Raw genomic sequence first — 15,080 nt, 5'->3', positions numbered from 1 at the left:
GTACGTTGGGGGCATGGCCCCCACCACCAACACCACCCCGAACACCCTGGTCGTCGAGGCGCTCTTCGCAGCGCTGGTCGACAACGACGTGGTGAGCGCGAACGAGCTGCTCACCGACGACATCGCGTGGTTGAACACCAAGCTCCCGACCCTGCGGGGGCGCCGCGTCCGGCACGCCTTGGCCTCGATGCCGAAGCTGGGGATCCGCTTCTCCGCGGAGGACTACGAGCTCGCCGATCTCGGGGACGGCCTGGTCCGCTTCGACCGTCGCGACACGCTCGGCTGGGGACCGCTCAGCTCGACCTTCGCCGTCTCCGGCACGTTCACCGTGCGCGACGGCAAGATCAGCCGCTGGGACGACGCGTACTCGATGGGGGAGTTCCTCGGCGGCTTCGTGCGACGGGGCTGAGGCGAACAACGGGTGGGCTGGGTGTCACCAGGTGACACCCAGCCCACCCGTTGTGTCCTTCAGCGGTGCCGTACGCCGGCCGCCACCTGGATCGCCTGGTCCTCGGTGAGGCTCGTGGGCGCCATGAGCGCGAAGGCCTGCCCGTCCGCCGCCGACGTCTCGATCAGCCAGCCGTCCGACAGCCTCGCCATCACGCCGTGCCGGCCGTCGACGGTGATGTCGTGGAGATCCTCGAGCCGGTAGTAGTCGTCGAGGTCCGCGCCGACGCTGCTCCTGATCGAGACGCTGAGGTCCTGGTCGTGGTCATCGGCCGGGTCGGCGTACGTCACGTGGTCGTCGGACTGGTAGTCGGTGACCCGCCAACCGCTCGGTGCCAACGAGAGGGTCAGGTCGACGGGCTGCGCCCGCTCGACGACCGAGTCGGCGACTCGCTCGAGCAGCGCCGGGTCGTCGAACCGGCCACCGCCGCTGACCTGGACGATCCGTCCGTCGGGGAGCTGCCAGGCGATGCCGTACTCGGGTCGGGACCTGTCGTCGCCGGTGGCGTCGAAGGCACGGCCCTCGATCCCGTTGATGTCGACGGGGACGGAGTGGTCGAGCGGCGGCACCGTGTCGTAGCTCGTGCCGACGCCGATCGCGATGCCGTCCTCGCCGGCACGGAACGACTCGATCTGCAGACCGAGGTCGCCGTAGGAGAAGAAGCGGGTGGGGCTCACCGACGGTGGCAGCCACGTCGCGGTGACGGGGAACGACAGGGGAGCGGTGGGCGCGAGGGCGATCGCGCGGTCCGAGCCGGACAGGCCCGGTACGACGGCGAACCCGACCGCCGCAGCCGCGGCGACGCCGGCCGCGGCGAGGAGGGGGAGCCGGCGGGGCATGCGCCGGGCAGGCGTGGAGGCCATCGTCCGCTCCAGCTGGGCGCGCGCACGCGTGAGGGCGGCGTCGGTCGTGACGGTCGGCTCGGGGCCGAACCGGTCGATCAGGTCGAGGTCGTTCATCGGAGGTCTCCTCCGAGGTCGCTCAGGACGGGCTGCAGCTGGCGGCGGGCCCGGTGGAGGCGGGAGCGCACGGTGCCCGCCGGGATGCCGAGGGCGGTGGCCACCTCGGCCTGGTCGAGCTGAGCCCAGGCCAGCATCAGCAGGACGTCGCGGTCCTGCGCCGACAGCTCGGCAAGGGCTGCGGCGAGGCGCGGTCGGAGGGCGGTCGCGTCGGCGTCGAGCACGACGCGGTGCGAGTCGTCGGGGACGGCGGCGACCACCGGGATCTTGGCGAGGGCGCGGTAGCGGGTGGCCTCGGCCCGGTGGTGGCGACGTACGACGTTGGCGGCGATGCCGTAGAGCCACGGCCGCGCATCGGCATGCTGGGGGCGGTAGCGGGCGCGTCGCTCGAAGGCGATCACGAACAGCTCACCGAGCAGGTCGTCGGCCAGCTCGCCGACCCGGCGGCTGACGAAGCGGTGCAGCTCGCGGGCGTGGCGGTCGAAGAGGACGCCGAACGCGTCGGGCTCGTGCAGCGAGCGCGCGATGATCGCGTGGTCGTCGGGATCGGTGGTCAGGTCGGGCTCCGGCGGGGGACTCAGTGCGTGGAGTGCGGTCACACCCAGTTCATCGCACTCGGGCCGCTTCGCGTTCACGATCGCCGGAACGGCGTACGGCCAAAAAGGGCGAAAGGCCCCGACCGCAGTGCGGTCGGGGCCTTCCTACGCGATCAGATCGCGCGGACGTTCTCAGCCTGGGGACCCTTGGGGCCCTGGGCGAGGTCGAACTCGACCTTCTGGTTCTCGTCGAGGGACTTGAAGCCGTTGGTCTGGATAGCGGAGAAGTGCACGAACACGTCCTCGCCGCCGCCGTCCTGCGCGATGAAGCCGAAGCCCTTGTCAGCGTTGAACCACTTGACGGTGCCCTGAGCCATGATGATTTCCTTTGGTTTCGTGCCCGGGGCGACGTGCCCCGAGGTACTGCTGAAGACATCTATTGCGTGCTGATGTCCAGCGAACCGAAGACCAGGAACTACGAGATACAAGCCGCACATCGTGAGCGGCCAGGGTGACCAGGTCACCCCTTCAACACGACAACCGTAGCCCGTCGGACCCAGATCGCGCTATCCCGACATGCGATGAGTGTGGATCGTGCGGCGGGCGAGCAGCAGCCAGCACCCAATCGCGACCGCCGAGAAGGCGGCCGGGAGCCAGTGGTCGAGCAGCAGCGAGGAGCCCACGCCCGCTCCGAAGGCCAGCAGGTTGAGGACGACGTCGTACGTCGGCGCGACGAAGCGCCGGTTCACCACGTGGGCGAGGGCGATGACGACGCCACAGGCGAACGTCACGGACATCAGCAGGCTCACCACATCGGAGATTGTGCCCGGCGGGGGAAGCCCTAGCGGGCCGGGCGGGTTGTGCAGGAGGCTGTGATCACAGCCCCAGACCTCGTCACCGACCAGACCTCCAGGAGAGACCATGCCGGACATCCGTGAGCTCGTCCCCGCCTCGCACCACGACCTCCTCGACGCGACCTGGGCGACCGCCCTGGTCACCCTCGACGCGCAGGGCCGCCCGCACACGACCGCGGTCTGGTACCTCGCCGACCCCGAGGACGGGCAGCTCAAGATCTCCCTCTCGGACGCGCGGGTGAAGTACAAGCACCTCCTCGCCAACCCCGACCTCGGCCTGCTGATCGTCGACCCGGCGAACCAGTTCCGCACGATCGAGGTCCGCGGCACCGGTGAGCTCACCCTCGACGAGGGCAACGTGACCGCCGGCAAGGTCGGCGTGAAGTACAACGCCGACGTCTCCAACTTCGACCAGCCCGGCGACACCCGCTACACCTTGGTCGTCCAGCCGCGGAAGGTCATCGCGAACGGGTGAGTCGGCGGGGCGGCGTACCCAACAAGTAACACGTCGTCCGTCGGACTACGGCCCCGTTTTCTGTGCTTCCACGCTGCCGCGACGAGGTGGAAGCACAGAAAGCGGGGCAGCAGACGTGCGAACCACGTGTTACTCCGTCAGCGGCGGAAGCCGAACCGTGACCGCTTCCTCGGCTCCTCGGCAGGAGCCGGAGAACCGGCGAGCGCGGCCTCGGCACCGCCGAGCGTGACCCGGATCCACTCGGGTGTCGCGGCGAACGAGGCCGGGTGCTGCGGGTCGAGGATCAGCACGTCGAACTCCGGACCGACCATCGTCAGAACCTCAGCGGCCGGCCGCTCCTGGATGTCGGCAGCCTTTCCCTCCAGCATCCCGAGGGCGCGCGTCGAGTCGGTGAAGCCGAGCAGCACCTTCTCGCCCCGGTGGTTGACGACGTGGCTCAACGCCGTGCCGTCGCCCTGCGGGTCGAGGACCACCAGCACGTTCTCCGACGCGAGTGCGCGGATGACCTCCTCGTACGCCGCATCCGACTGCGCGACGAGGTACGCCTCCATCGCGGCCTGCGTCCGGGGTGCGGCCACGACCCGAGGGTCGCCGATCGAGGCGAACCCCTCGGCGGGTACCCAGCGCTTGAGGTAGGACAGGTTGGGCAGGGGGATCCAGGGCCCGGGATGGTCCATCACGATCCCGCGCACGCCGTGCTCGCCGAACGACGCCAGCCAGTCCAGCACCTGCGGCATCGGCACACCGACGAACGCGCCGCCTTCACCCGCGACCGCGCCTGCGCGCTCGCGGGTGCTGTAGACGCCGAGCACGTTTCCTACGCCGGGGATCTCGAATCCGCTGGGCTGAGGCGCCTCCTCGGTGCCCCGGTTGACGACGTACCAGATGCCGAGCTGGCAGGCCTGCTCCCAGAACGCCATCTCGGCGGCGGTGTCGCCGGGCGCCATCGCTGCGCTCAGCGCGTCGAGCTTCTGGACAAGGACGGGTGCGTTCTCGATCACGGCGCCGACCTACCCGCCCGGCCGCCTCAGTAACCTTTCCTGCGTGGTGAAGAGCGCGGAGCAGGTGGACCAGCTGGTCGAGGGCGTCCTCGCGGGACGTCGCGCGCAGGTCTCCCGCGCCATCACGCTCGTCGAGTCGCGCAAGCTGGCGCACCGCGAGCTCGCGCGTGAGCTGCTCGCGCAGCTGACGCCGTACGCCGGCAAGGCGATCCGCGTCGGCATCTCTGGCGTCCCGGGGGTGGGGAAGAGCACGACCATCGAGGCGCTGGGCACCAACCTGACCAAGGAAGGTCACCGGGTCGCGGTGCTCGCCGTCGACCCGAGCTCGGTCCGCACCGGCGGCAGCGTCCTCGGTGACAAGACCCGGATGGCACAGCTGTCCGTCGACCCGAACGCCTACATCCGGCCGAGCCCGTCCGAGGGCACGCTCGGCGGCGTCGCGCGGGCGACCGCGCAGGCGATGACCATCGTCGAGGCCGCCGGGTACGACGTCGTCCTGGTCGAGACCGTCGGCGTCGGCCAGTCCGAGGTGACCGTGGCCGGCATGGTCGACACGTTCCTCTTCCTGACCATCGCGCGCACGGGCGACCAGCTCCAAGGCATCAAGAAGGGCATCCTGGAGATCGCCGACGTGATCGGCGTGAACAAGGCCGATGACGGCGAGCAGGAGGTCGCGGCCAAGGTCGCCGCCCGCGAGCTGTTCGGCGCCCTCAAGCTGGTCCGCGGCAGCAAGGCCGCCCCGCCGGTCATCACCTACTCCGGCCTGCACAACAAGGACCTCGACGTGGTCTGGGGCGAGGTCGTCAAGCACCGCGAGGCCCTCGGCGAGGAGGGGCTGGCCGACAAGCGCGCCCGCCAGCAGCTCGACTTCACCTGGGCGCTCGTCCGCGACGAGCTCGACCAGCGGCTGCGGCACTCCGAGGGCGTGAAGGCGATCCGCGACGAGCTCAGCGCCGCCGTCCTGGCCGGCGAGCTGACGGCTCCGCTGGCGGCCGACCGCCTGCTGGCGGCGTACGACGGAACGCGCTGACGCACGCGCTCGCCGCGCTCCGCTCTCGACTTGGTAACAACTTGTCGCTAGGCCCTCCGTAGGGCCCGTTCGCGGACCTAGTGTGCGAGGCATCGCGCCGACTCGCGGCGCGCGAACGAAGAGGAGCAGTCTTGCGACGCATCGGCAAGATCGCTGCGGTGGGCCTCGTCGCCTCCATCGCGCTGACCGCGTGTGGCAGCAACAACGACGGGGGCGCCAAGGGCGGCAACAGCCCGTCCGCCTCCCACCCTGACTTCAAGGCCTGCATCGTGTCCGACACGGGCGGCTTCAACGACCACTCGTTCAACGAGACCGCCCTGTCGGGCCTCACCGCCGCGGGCGACAAGTACGGCATCACGACCTCGAAGGTCCAGTCGCAGGCCGACAACCAGTACGCCGACAACCTCAAGACCCTGATCAACCAGAAGTGCGACGAGATCACGTCCGTCGGCTTCCTGCTCGCCACCGACACCCTGAACGCGGCCAAGGCCACCCCGAACACCAAGTTCGCGATCATCGACAACACCTACGTCGACGGCAAGGGCAAGCCGATCAAGCTCCCGTCGAACCTCAAGGAGCTCACCTTCTCCACCGACCAGCCGTCGTTCCTGGCGGGCTACCTGGCCGCGGGAATGAGCAAGTCGGGCACGGTCGCGACGCTCGGCGGTCTCCAGATCCCGACCGTCACGATCTTCATGGACGGCTTCTACGCCGGCGTGAACCAGTACAACAAGGACAACGGCAAGAACGTCAAGGTCCTCGGCTGGGACGGTTCGAACGGCGCCTTCTCCGGCGACTTCGGTGACACCTCCAAGTGCAAGGCCATCGCCCAGGGCCAGATCCAGCAGGGGGCGGACATCGTCTTCCCGGTTGCCGGTGGCTGTGGCGCCGGTGCGCTCGAGGCGGCCAAGTCCGCCGGCGACCTCGGCATCTGGGTCGACAGCGACGGCTACGACCAGCCGTCCCTGGCCGACTACAAGAGCATGCTGCTCACCTCGGTCGTGAAGCGTGTCGACAACGCCACGACCGCGGCCATCGGTGACGCGGTGGACGGCAAGTTCAACAACACGCCGTACGTCGGAACGCTGCAGAACAGCGGTGTCGGCCTGGCGCCCTTCCACGACTTCGACTCGGTCATCCCGCAGGCGTTGAAGGACAAGCTCGACGAGTACAAGTCGAAGATCATCGACGGGTCCTACACCGTCAAGTGATCCCACGCTGTCGACGGCCGGGACGGGTCACCGTCCCGGCCGTCACGGCTCTGGGCCCGGCGTCCCAGCGGCGTTAGGGTCTGTCCTGTCTCACGGCGGAAGGAGTGGCTTCCATGCACCTGGAGCTCCGGGGGCTGACCAAGCGGTTCGGTGACTTCACCGCCAACGACCACATCGACCTGACCGTCGAGCCGGGCGAGATCCACTGCCTCCTCGGTGAGAACGGGGCGGGCAAGTCGACGCTGATGAACATGCTCTACGGCCTGCTGACCCCGACCGAGGGCGAGATCCTCGCCGACGGCCGGCCGCTCGAGCTCGCCGGCCCTTCCGACGCCATCGAGGCGGGCATCGGGATGGTCCACCAGCACTTCATGCTGGTGCCGGTCTTCACCGTCGCCGAGAACGTCATGCTGGGGCGTGAGGAGACCTGGATGGGCGGTGTGCTCGACCGGGCAGCGGCGGTTGCCAAGGTCCGCGACCTGAGTGCGCGCTACGGGTTGGCGGTCGATCCCGAGGCCAAGGTCGAGGACCTTCCGGTCGGCGTCCAGCAGCGCGTGGAGATCATCAAGGCGCTGGCGAACGACGCCCGCGTGCTGATCCTCGACGAGCCCACCGCGGTGCTCACCCCGCAGGAGATCGACGAGCTGATGGGCATCATGCGTGAGCTCAAGAAGCAGGGCACGTCGGTCATCTTCATCACCCACAAGCTCCGCGAGGTCAAGGCGGTCGGCGACAAGATCACCGTCATCCGTCGCGGCAAGGTCGTCGGTACGGCCGAACCGACCACGTCCGAGGCCGACCTGGCCGCGATGATGGTCGGTCGCGCCGTACAGCTCGTCGTCGACAAGCCACCGGCCGACGTCGGTGCCACCGTGCTCGAGGCCCGCGACCTCGCGGTCGTCGACCACCGCGGGTTCCAGGTGGTCAAGGGCGTGTCCTTCCAGGCCCGCGCGGGCGAGATCCTCGGGATCGCCGGGGTGCAGGGCAACGGCCAGACCGAGGTCATCAAGTCGCTGCTCGGGCTGATCCGCCCGGACGCCGGCACGATCCTGCTCGAGGGACGCGACATCACCCGGCACAACCCCCGCAAGAGCCTCGACGACGGCATCGGCTTCATCCCCGAGGACCGCGGCCATGACGGTTTCGTGGGCGCCTTCTCGGTGCGGGAGAACCTGATCCTCGACCTCTACCGCAACGACGAGTTCTCCCGGGGTCCCGCGCTGCGGACGGCGGCGATCGAGGCCAACGCCCGGCAGCGGATCGAGCAGTTCGACATCCGTACCCAGAGCACCGGCTCGACGGTCGGCTCGCTCTCCGGGGGCAACCAGCAGAAGGTGGTCGTCGCCCGGGAGTTCTCCCGTCCCCTCAAGGTGCTCATCGCGTCGCAACCCACGCGGGGCGTCGACGTGGGCTCCATCGAGTTCATCCACCGGCGGATCGTGGAGGAGCGCGACCACGGCACCGCCGTGATCCTGGTGTCCACCGAGCTGGACGAGATCTTCGCGCTGTCCGACCGGATCGCCGTCATGTACGACGGCCGCATCGTCGGCGTCGTCACGCCTGACATCAGCCGAGAGGAGATCGGCCTGATGATGGCCGGCGCGTACGACGAGGAGCCGGTCGCATGAGCGCGCCCGCCGAGCCGTCGGCCCAGCAGGAGAACCGGGCGGAGACCTGGCTCGAGACGGCCATGCCGTCGGTGGTGGCCACGGCCGCCGCGGTCCTGCTCGCCCTCGCGGTGGGTGCGGTCCTCATCATCTTCACCGACAAGAGCTCCCTCGACGCGCTCGGACGCGGCGACGTCGGACACTGCCTGAGCCGGCTGGGGGAGTCCTACTGGGCGCTGATCTCCGGTGCGTTCGGTGGCGGTGACAACATCGCGACGACGCTGGTCCGGTCGGCGCCGCTGATCTGCGCCGGCCTCGGGGTCACCATCGCGTTCCGTGCCGGGCTGTTCAACATCGGTGCCCAGGGACAGCTCATCGTCGCCTCGATCGCCTGCGCGTACGTCGGCTTCAGCTGGGACCTGCCCGTCGGCGTGCACCTCGTCGCCGCGCTGGTCGCGGCCCTGGTGGCCGGCGGCCTGTGGGGCCTCATCCCCGGCGCCCTCAAGGCGTCGACCGGCGCCCACGAGGTCATCACCACGATGATGCTCAACTACGTCGCGGCGCGGATCCTCGACTTCGCCCTGCTGCACAACGCCTTCCAGCGGCCGGGCAACGACCAGCCCGTCTCGCCCAAGGTCGCCGCCAACGCGCTCTTCCCGACCGTCCTCGGTGTCAACACCTCGGTGGTCCTGGCGTTCCTCGCCGCGGTGGCCGTGTGGTGGCTGCTCGAGCGCAGCACCTGGGGCTTCGAGATGCGTGCGGTGGGCGCCAACCCGAACGCGTCCCGTACCGCCGGCATGAGCATCGCCAAGGTGACCACGATCGTGATGGTCCTCGCCGGCGTCCTCGCCGGGCTCGCGGCGGTCATGCAGGTCCAGGGGCACAACGACAACCTGAGCACCGGCACCGGCGGGACCATCGGGTTCGACGCGATCACGGTCGCGCTGCTCGGTCGCGCGACCCCGATCGGAACGGTCTTCGCCGGTCTGCTCTTCGGTGCGCTGAACGTCGGCGGCGTGGAGATGCAGGCACAGGCCGGTACGCCGGTCGAGCTGGCGGCCGTCCTGCAGGCGCTGATCGTCATGTTCGTCGCGGCGCCCGCGCTGGTCCGGTCCGTCGTACGAATCAAGATCATCAACCGGGAGCAGACGCTCGCGGCGAAGGGGTGGGGCGGATGACGGCCGTGGCAGACGCCCCCGTGGTGATGCCCGTGCGGGAGCGTGCGGACGTCCACCGGCAGATCAAGCTCGTCGTCGCGTTCGGGCTCTCGGCGGCCCTGCTCGTCTACTGCTGGCTGTCGACGTCGAACCCGCACGTGCTGTTCGGTGAGCGCGGGAACCAGGGAGGCTGGTTCGGCAACGGCGGGCCGGCGAAGGCGCCGACGAACATCGACATCACCTGGATCCAGGTCCTGTGCGTGGTGGTCGCGGTGGCGGCCCTCGTGCTCGCGGTGCTGAACAAGGTGCCGCGCAGCTGGGTCGGTGCACTGATCTGCACCCTCGCGGGCGCGGCCTTCTTCACGGGCTTCTACCTCTGGAACTTCGTCGACCAGTCGCTTCCCCTCGCCAACGCCGTGACCGTCGTGGAGCCGTTCGGCGTCGGCATCGACCAGGCGACCCCGCTCATCCTCGGCGCCCTGGCGGGCTGCCTGTGCGAGCGCGCCGGCGTCATCAACATCGCCATCGAGGGGCAGTTCCTGCTCGGGGCGTTCCTGTCGGCGGTGTCGGCGACCCTGATGACCCACGTCCACGGCATGTCCGAGCAGGTCTCGGCGGCCGTCGGTCTGCTCGGTGGCATCGGGGGCGGCGTACTCATCGCAGCGCTGCTGGCGCTGTTCGCCACCACGTACCACGTGAACCAGGTCGTCCTCGGGGTCGTCCTGACCGCGTTCGCGACCGGTCTGACCGGCTTCTTCTTCGGCCAGATCCGGCTCAACCACGGCTGGGAGGGCTGGCTGAACTCGCCCCCGATCCTCAACACGTGGGCGGTCCCGGGACTCAGCAGCATCCCCTTCGTCGGCAAGATCCTGTTCGACCAGTCGCTGCTCGTCTACCTGATGTACCTGTCGATCGCGCTGGTCTGGTTCCTGCTCTTCCAGACCCGGTGGGGGCTGCGGGTGCGTGCCGTCGGCGAGCACCCGAAGGCCGCTGACACCGTGGGCATCAAGGTGCTGCGGATGCGGTGGCAGGCGGTGCTCCTCGGCGGTCTCTTCGCCGGCTTGGGCGGTGCCTACTTCACCGTCGGCAACACCGGCGCCTTCCAGGAGAACATGGCCGGCGGCAAGGGATTCATCGCGCTCGCCGCAGTGATCATGGGTCGCTGGAACCCGATCGGCGCGACCCTCGCGGCCCTCTTCTTCGGGATGATGGTGTCGCTGCAGAACCAGTTCACGATCGTCGATCCCGACCACGCCAAGCTCTTCGGAGCGCTGCCGTACGTCGCCGTGATCGTCGCCGTCGCCGGATTCATCGGTCGTGTCCGCCCGCCGGCGGCCGACGGCGAACCCTACGAGAAGCAGTGATGAGCGTCGACTGGGTCGCCCTGCGCGACGAGGCCGTCGCCGCAGCCGAGAACGCTTACGCGCCGTACTCCAACTTCGCCGTGGGCGCCGCGGCGCTCGTCGACGACGGCCGGGTCGTGTCGGGCTGCAACGTGGAGAACGCGTCGTACGGCCTGACGCTGTGTGCGGAGTGCGGGCTGGTGTCGGCCCTGCACCGCTCGGGCGGCGGGCGGCTCACGCACTTCGTCTGCGTCAACGGCTCGGGTGAGCCGCTGATGCCGTGCGGGCGCTGTCGCCAGCTCCTGTGGGAGAACGGCGGGCCCTCGCTGCTCGTCATGACGGCGCGCGGCGTGAAACGGATGGACGAGGTGCTGCCGGACGCGTTCGGCGCTGACGACCTGGAGGTCGCTGAGTGAATGGGTACGACGCCGTCTCGATCATCACCACGAAGCGGGACGGCGGTGTGCTGTCGACCGGCGCGATCGACTGGGTGATCGACGCCTACACGCGCGGTGCCGTCGCCGACGAGCAGATGTCGGCCCTGGCGATGGCCGTCCTGCTGCGCGGGATGGACCGGCGCGAGATCGCCGACTGGACCGCCGCGATGATCGCCTCGGGGGAGCGGATGTCGTTCGCCTCGCTGTCGCGACCGACCGCCGACAAGCACTCGACCGGCGGGGTCGGCGACAAGATCACCCTGCCGCTGGCTCCTCTCGTCGCGGCGTGTGGCGTGGCCGTGCCCCAGCTGTCCGGGCGCGGCCTGGGCCACACGGGCGGGACGCTCGACAAGCTGGAGTCGATCCCGGGCTGGCGCGCGTCCCTGTCGAACGCGGAGATGCTGGCGCAGCTGGAGTCGGTGGGAGCCGTGATCTGCGCGGCGGGTGACGGTCTGGCGCCTGCCGACCGCAAGCTCTACGCGTTGCGTGACGTGACCGGCACCGTCGAGGCGATCCCGCTGATCGCCTCGTCGATCATGAGCAAGAAGATCGCCGAGGGCACCGGCGCGCTGGTGCTGGACGTCAAGGTCGGCTCGGGCGCGTTCATGAAGACGACCGAGTCCGCGCGCGAGCTGGCCGAGGTGATGGTGGCGCTGGGGTCCGATGCAGGGGTGCGGACCGTCGCCCTGCTGACCGACATGTCGACGCCGCTCGGTCTCTGCGCGGGCAACGCCTTGGAGGTCACCGAGTCGGTCGAGGTGCTGGCAGGAGGCGGTCCGCCCGACGTCGTCGAGCTCACCGTCGAGCTGGCGCGGGAGATGCTGTCGTGCGCCGGGGTCTCGGACGTCGACCCGTCCGAGGTGCTGGCCTCGGGGCGCGCGATGGACGTGTGGCGGTCGATGATCTCCGCGCAGGGCGGCGACCCCTCGGCCGCGCTTCCTGTCGCACGCGAGACCCACGTCGTCGCCGCGCCGTCCTCAGGTGTGCTGACCCGGCTCGACGCGCTGTGCGTCGGCGTCGCGGCCTGGCGCCTGGGCGCGGGGCGTGAGCGCAAGGAGGACATCGTCCAGGCCGGCGCCGGCGTCGTCTGGCACGCCCGCCCGGGGGACTCCGTCGTCGCCGGGGAGCCGCTCTTCACGCTGCACACCGACACCCCCGACCGCTTCTCGCGCGCCCTCGAGGCGCTCGAGGGTGCCTACGAGGTCTCGGTCGACGGGTCGGCGTACGAGCCGGTGCCGTTGATCCTCGACAAGGTCGAGTGAGGCCGGTCCTGGCCGTCACTCCCGTCTCACCAGTCACCGGGTGACACCACAACCTGAACTTCCACCCCGTTGCAATGGGGTGGAAGTTCAGGAATCACCGGTGAACCGGTGATCCCAACACCCAGCTCAGCGCTCGCGACGGTTGGCCCGCCCGGTAGCACGGGCGACGATGTCCTCACCCCGGAGGACCCGGATGACGAAGATGTCCTCGCGGGCCAGGCGCTCCTGCACGGCGGCGCGGGCGATGAGGGTGTCGCCCTCGCGGACGGGGGAGAGGTAGTCGATCTGCACGGCGCTGACCACACCGGAGTGGGTCTCGTTGTTGGCGGCCGCCGCGAGGGCGAGGCCGGCCAGGGCGTAGATGCAGGAGCCGTGGCCGGTGCCGTGCGGGTTGAGGTGCTGGGGACCGAAGGTCAGCTGGGCGGTGGCGTTGCCGCCACCCAGCTGGGTGATCTCGGCGCCGAGGTACTCGGCGAAGGCGTCCTTGGGCGCACTCACGGGAGCAGCAGGACGACGGTCTCGGCGATCATGGCGGGCTTCTCCTCGCCCTCGATCTCGATCGTGTGCTGCACGGTGAGCTGCTTGCCGGTGGGGATGTCGATGACCGCGGCGACCTTGACGTGCAGGCGGATGCGCGAGCCGACCTTGACCGGGTTGGTGAACCGGACCTTGTTCACGCCGTAGTTGAGCTTGGCGCCGGGCGTCTGCAGGCTGAAGATCTGGCTGCCGAGCCACGGGACGAGCGCGAGGGTGAGGTAGCCGTGGGCGATGGTGCCGCCGAACGGGCCATCCTTGGCGCGCTCCATGTCGACGTGGATCCACTGGTGGTCGCCGGTCGCATCGGCGAACTGGTTGACGCGACGCTGGTCGATGGTGACCCACTCGCTGCTGCCGAGGTCCTCCCCGGCCGCCGCCTCGAGCTCTTCGAAAGTGGTGAAAACGCGCATGGAATCAGTCCTTCTTCCCAGTGGAACAATGCCGTCATGGAACCTACCCGCTCAGCGACCGATCAGCTGCTCGTGTCCGCGCCGAAGGTCCTGCTGCACGACCACCTGGACGGCGGGCTGCGGCCCGCGACGGTGCTCGAGCTCGCGCAGGAGATCGGCCACGAGCTGCCCGCGGACACCGTCGACGGACTCGCCGAGTGGTTCCGGGCGTCGGCGGACAGCGGCTCGCTGGTGCGCTACCTCGACACCTTCGCGCACACCGTCGCGGTGCTGCAGACCGAGGCCGCGCTGACCCGGGTGGCGCGCGAGACCGTCGAGGACCTCGCCGCCGACGGCGTCGTGTACGCCGAGGTCCGCTACGCCCCCGAGCTCAACGTGCAGGGAGGGCTGACCCTGGAGCAGGTGGTCGCCGCGGTCGAGCTCGGTCTGCGCGAAGGCATGGAGGCCGCGGGCGACGTCATCGTCTGCCGCCAGCTGCTGACCGCCATGCGCCAGGCCGCGCCCGCCACCGAGACGGCCGACCTGGCGATCGCGTGGCGCGATCGCGGCGTCGCCGGCTTCGACATCGCCGGTCCCGAGGACGGCTTCCCGCCGTCGCGGTTCCTCGACGCCTTCGAGCACGTACGCCGGGCCAACGGCCACTTCACGATCCACGCCGGTGAGGCCTTCGGGCTGCCCTCGATCTGGGAGGCGCTCCAGCTGTGCGGCGCCGACCGGCTCGGGCACGGCGTACGCATCGTCGACGACATCACCGTCGGCCCCGACGGCAGCGCCGACGGCGCCCAGCTCGGCCGGCTGGCGGCGTACGTCCGTGATCGCCGGATCCCGCTGGAGATGTGCCCGTCCTCCAACGTGCAGACCGGTGCTGCACCCTCGATCGCCGAGCACCCGATCAAGCTGCTCTCGGACCTCCGCTTCCGCGTCACCGTCAACACCGACAACCGGCTGATGAGCGGCACCTCGATGAGTCGCGAGTTCGCGCTGCTGCGTGACGCGTTCGGCTACGGCCTGCGCGACGTCGAGTGGTTCACCCTCAACGCGATGAAGTCGGCGTTCCTGCCGTTCGACCAGCGGCTGCGGATCATCAACGAGGTCATCAAGCCGTGGTACGCCGACCACGCCTGATCGCTCAGTAGCCGCTGCTCGCCTCGTCGCCGGCGAGCAGCGCCTGCGAGCCGGAGAGCCCGAGCCGGGTGGCGCCGGCGGCGATCATCGCGCGGGCCTGGTCGATGGTGCGGACGCCGCCGGAGGCCTTGACCTCCAGGTTCGGCACGGTCGCCTTCATCAGCGCGACCGCAGCGACCGTGGCACCGCCGGCGGGGTGGAACCCGGTGGACGTCTTCACGAAGTCGGCGCCGGCCGCCTCGGCGGCCGTGCAGACCGCGACGATCTGCTCGTCGGTCAGCGCGGCCGACTCGATGATCACCTTGAGCACGACGGGAGCCGGCGCCGCAGCACGTACGGCGGCGATGTCGGACTGCACGTCGGCGTACCGTCCCTCGACCGCGGCGCCGATGTCGATCACCATGTCGATCTCGTCGGCGCCGAGCGCGACGGACTGCGCGGCCTCGGCCGCCTTCACCGTCGAGGTGTGCTTGCCGCTGGGGAAGCCGCAGACGACGGCCAGCTTGAGCCCTTCGGGCAGCTCGACGGGGAGCACGCTCGGCGACAGGCAGACCGCGTAGGTCCCGAGCGCGGCCGCCTCGACGATGGCGGCCGCGACGTCGGCGTGGGTGGCCTCGGGCTTGAGCAGCGTGTGGTCGATCATCCGGGCGATCTCGGCAGCGGTGGGATCAGTCACGCGGCCAGCGTA

The 15,080-nt window shown here is 69.9% G+C and carries 18 protein-coding genes; 10 read left to right on the top strand and 8 right to left on the bottom strand.

Going from position 1 to position 15,080, the window contains the following annotated elements; genetic code table 11:
* Positions 1-13 precede the first annotated feature (13 nt).
* Positions 14-409, top strand: coding sequence for a limonene-1,2-epoxide hydrolase family protein (locus ACYVJ3_RS00250; RefSeq protein WP_460850463.1), 396 nt, complete (start codon positions 14-16; stop codon positions 407-409).
* 59 nt (positions 410-468) lie between these two features.
* Here ACYVJ3_RS00250 and ACYVJ3_RS00245 read toward each other — a convergent pair whose 3' ends face one another.
* The 4 genes from ACYVJ3_RS00245 to ACYVJ3_RS00230 form a co-directional block, all read right to left on the bottom strand.
* Positions 469-1,407: a hypothetical protein gene (locus ACYVJ3_RS00245; protein WP_460850462.1), complete on the bottom strand. Its 939-nt coding sequence runs from the start codon at positions 1,405-1,407 to the stop codon at positions 469-471.
* Positions 1,404-2,006 carry an RNA polymerase sigma factor gene (locus ACYVJ3_RS00240; protein WP_460850461.1) on the bottom strand — a complete coding sequence of 201 codons (603 nt, stop codon included), beginning with the start codon at positions 2,004-2,006 and terminating at the stop codon, positions 1,404-1,406. Before ACYVJ3_RS00240 ends, ACYVJ3_RS00245 begins: the two co-directional genes overlap by 4 nt.
* A 110-nt stretch (positions 2,007-2,116) precedes the next feature.
* Positions 2,117-2,320 carry a cold-shock protein gene (locus tag ACYVJ3_RS00235; RefSeq protein WP_460850460.1) on the bottom strand — a complete coding sequence of 68 codons (204 nt, stop codon included), beginning with the start codon at positions 2,318-2,320 and terminating at the stop codon, positions 2,117-2,119.
* Between the two features lie 189 nt (positions 2,321-2,509).
* Complete coding sequence (locus ACYVJ3_RS00230) at positions 2,510-2,755, bottom strand: hypothetical protein (protein ID WP_460850459.1); 246 nt, start codon at positions 2,753-2,755, stop codon at positions 2,510-2,512.
* A gap of 109 nt (positions 2,756-2,864) precedes the next feature.
* Between ACYVJ3_RS00230 and ACYVJ3_RS00225 the strand changes: the two genes are divergently transcribed.
* Positions 2,865-3,272: a pyridoxamine 5'-phosphate oxidase family protein gene (locus ACYVJ3_RS00225; RefSeq protein WP_460850458.1), complete on the top strand. Its 408-nt coding sequence runs from the start codon at positions 2,865-2,867 to the stop codon at positions 3,270-3,272.
* Positions 3,273-3,409: 137 nt separating this feature from the next.
* Here ACYVJ3_RS00225 and ACYVJ3_RS00220 read toward each other — a convergent pair whose 3' ends face one another.
* Positions 3,410-4,273 (bottom strand): SseB family protein, encoded by an 864-nt coding sequence (locus ACYVJ3_RS00220; RefSeq protein ID WP_460850457.1) that lies wholly within the window; start codon positions 4,271-4,273, stop codon positions 3,410-3,412.
* Between the two features lie 43 nt (positions 4,274-4,316).
* Here ACYVJ3_RS00220 and meaB point away from each other — a divergent pair, with 43 nt between their 5' ends.
* The 7 genes from meaB (at position 4,317) to ACYVJ3_RS00185 (ending at position 12,320) form a co-directional block, all read left to right on the top strand.
* On the top strand, positions 4,317-5,303 hold the full coding sequence (meaB, locus tag ACYVJ3_RS00215; RefSeq protein ID WP_460850456.1) for a methylmalonyl Co-A mutase-associated GTPase MeaB: 987 nt from the start codon (positions 4,317-4,319) through the stop codon (positions 5,301-5,303).
* 131 nt (positions 5,304-5,434) lie between these two features.
* Positions 5,435-6,514, top strand: coding sequence for a BMP family lipoprotein (locus ACYVJ3_RS00210; protein ID WP_460850455.1), 1,080 nt, complete (start codon positions 5,435-5,437; stop codon positions 6,512-6,514).
* A gap of 113 nt (positions 6,515-6,627) precedes the next feature.
* A complete protein-coding gene (locus tag ACYVJ3_RS00205; protein WP_460850454.1) occupies positions 6,628-8,142 on the top strand; it encodes an ABC transporter ATP-binding protein in 1,515 nt (504 codons plus the stop codon).
* Positions 8,139-9,299 carry an ABC transporter permease gene (locus ACYVJ3_RS00200; RefSeq protein WP_460850453.1) on the top strand — a complete coding sequence of 387 codons (1,161 nt, stop codon included), beginning with the start codon at positions 8,139-8,141 and terminating at the stop codon, positions 9,297-9,299. Before ACYVJ3_RS00205 ends, ACYVJ3_RS00200 begins: the two co-directional genes overlap by 4 nt.
* Positions 9,296-10,642: an ABC transporter permease gene (locus tag ACYVJ3_RS00195; protein ID WP_460850452.1), complete on the top strand. Its 1,347-nt coding sequence runs from the start codon at positions 9,296-9,298 to the stop codon at positions 10,640-10,642. The genes ACYVJ3_RS00200 and ACYVJ3_RS00195 overlap by 4 nt, the downstream gene beginning before the upstream one ends.
* Positions 10,642-11,037: a cytidine deaminase gene (locus tag ACYVJ3_RS00190; protein WP_460850451.1), complete on the top strand. Its 396-nt coding sequence runs from the start codon at positions 10,642-10,644 to the stop codon at positions 11,035-11,037. The genes ACYVJ3_RS00195 and ACYVJ3_RS00190 overlap by 1 nt, the downstream gene beginning before the upstream one ends.
* Positions 11,034-12,320 carry a thymidine phosphorylase gene (locus tag ACYVJ3_RS00185; RefSeq protein ID WP_460850450.1) on the top strand — a complete coding sequence of 429 codons (1,287 nt, stop codon included), beginning with the start codon at positions 11,034-11,036 and terminating at the stop codon, positions 12,318-12,320. Before ACYVJ3_RS00190 ends, ACYVJ3_RS00185 begins: the two co-directional genes overlap by 4 nt.
* Positions 12,321-12,446: 126 nt before the next feature.
* On the opposite strand, the gene ACYVJ3_RS00180 is transcribed toward ACYVJ3_RS00185, so the two are convergent.
* On the bottom strand, positions 12,447-12,818 hold the full coding sequence (locus ACYVJ3_RS00180) for a hotdog fold thioesterase (protein ID WP_460850449.1): 372 nt from the start codon (positions 12,816-12,818) through the stop codon (positions 12,447-12,449).
* Positions 12,815-13,267, bottom strand: coding sequence for a MaoC family dehydratase (locus ACYVJ3_RS00175; protein ID WP_460850448.1), 453 nt, complete (start codon positions 13,265-13,267; stop codon positions 12,815-12,817). The genes ACYVJ3_RS00180 and ACYVJ3_RS00175 overlap by 4 nt, the downstream gene beginning before the upstream one ends.
* Positions 13,268-13,303: 36 nt before the next feature.
* Here ACYVJ3_RS00175 and ACYVJ3_RS00170 point away from each other — a divergent pair, with 36 nt between their 5' ends.
* Positions 13,304-14,392: an adenosine deaminase gene (locus ACYVJ3_RS00170; RefSeq protein WP_460850447.1), complete on the top strand. Its 1,089-nt coding sequence runs from the start codon at positions 13,304-13,306 to the stop codon at positions 14,390-14,392.
* Positions 14,393-14,396: 4 nt separating this feature from the next.
* Here ACYVJ3_RS00170 and deoC read toward each other — a convergent pair whose 3' ends face one another.
* The gene (gene deoC / locus ACYVJ3_RS00165) at positions 14,397-15,035 is read right to left on the bottom strand and encodes a deoxyribose-phosphate aldolase (RefSeq protein WP_460851087.1); all 639 of its coding nucleotides are present in this window, start codon (positions 15,033-15,035) and stop codon (positions 14,397-14,399) included.
* Between the last annotated feature and the right edge of the window lie 45 nt (positions 15,036-15,080).

The sequence above is a fragment of the Nocardioides montaniterrae genome (assembly GCF_054782655.1).
This window is presented reverse-complemented; position numbering and strand designations above follow the sequence as displayed.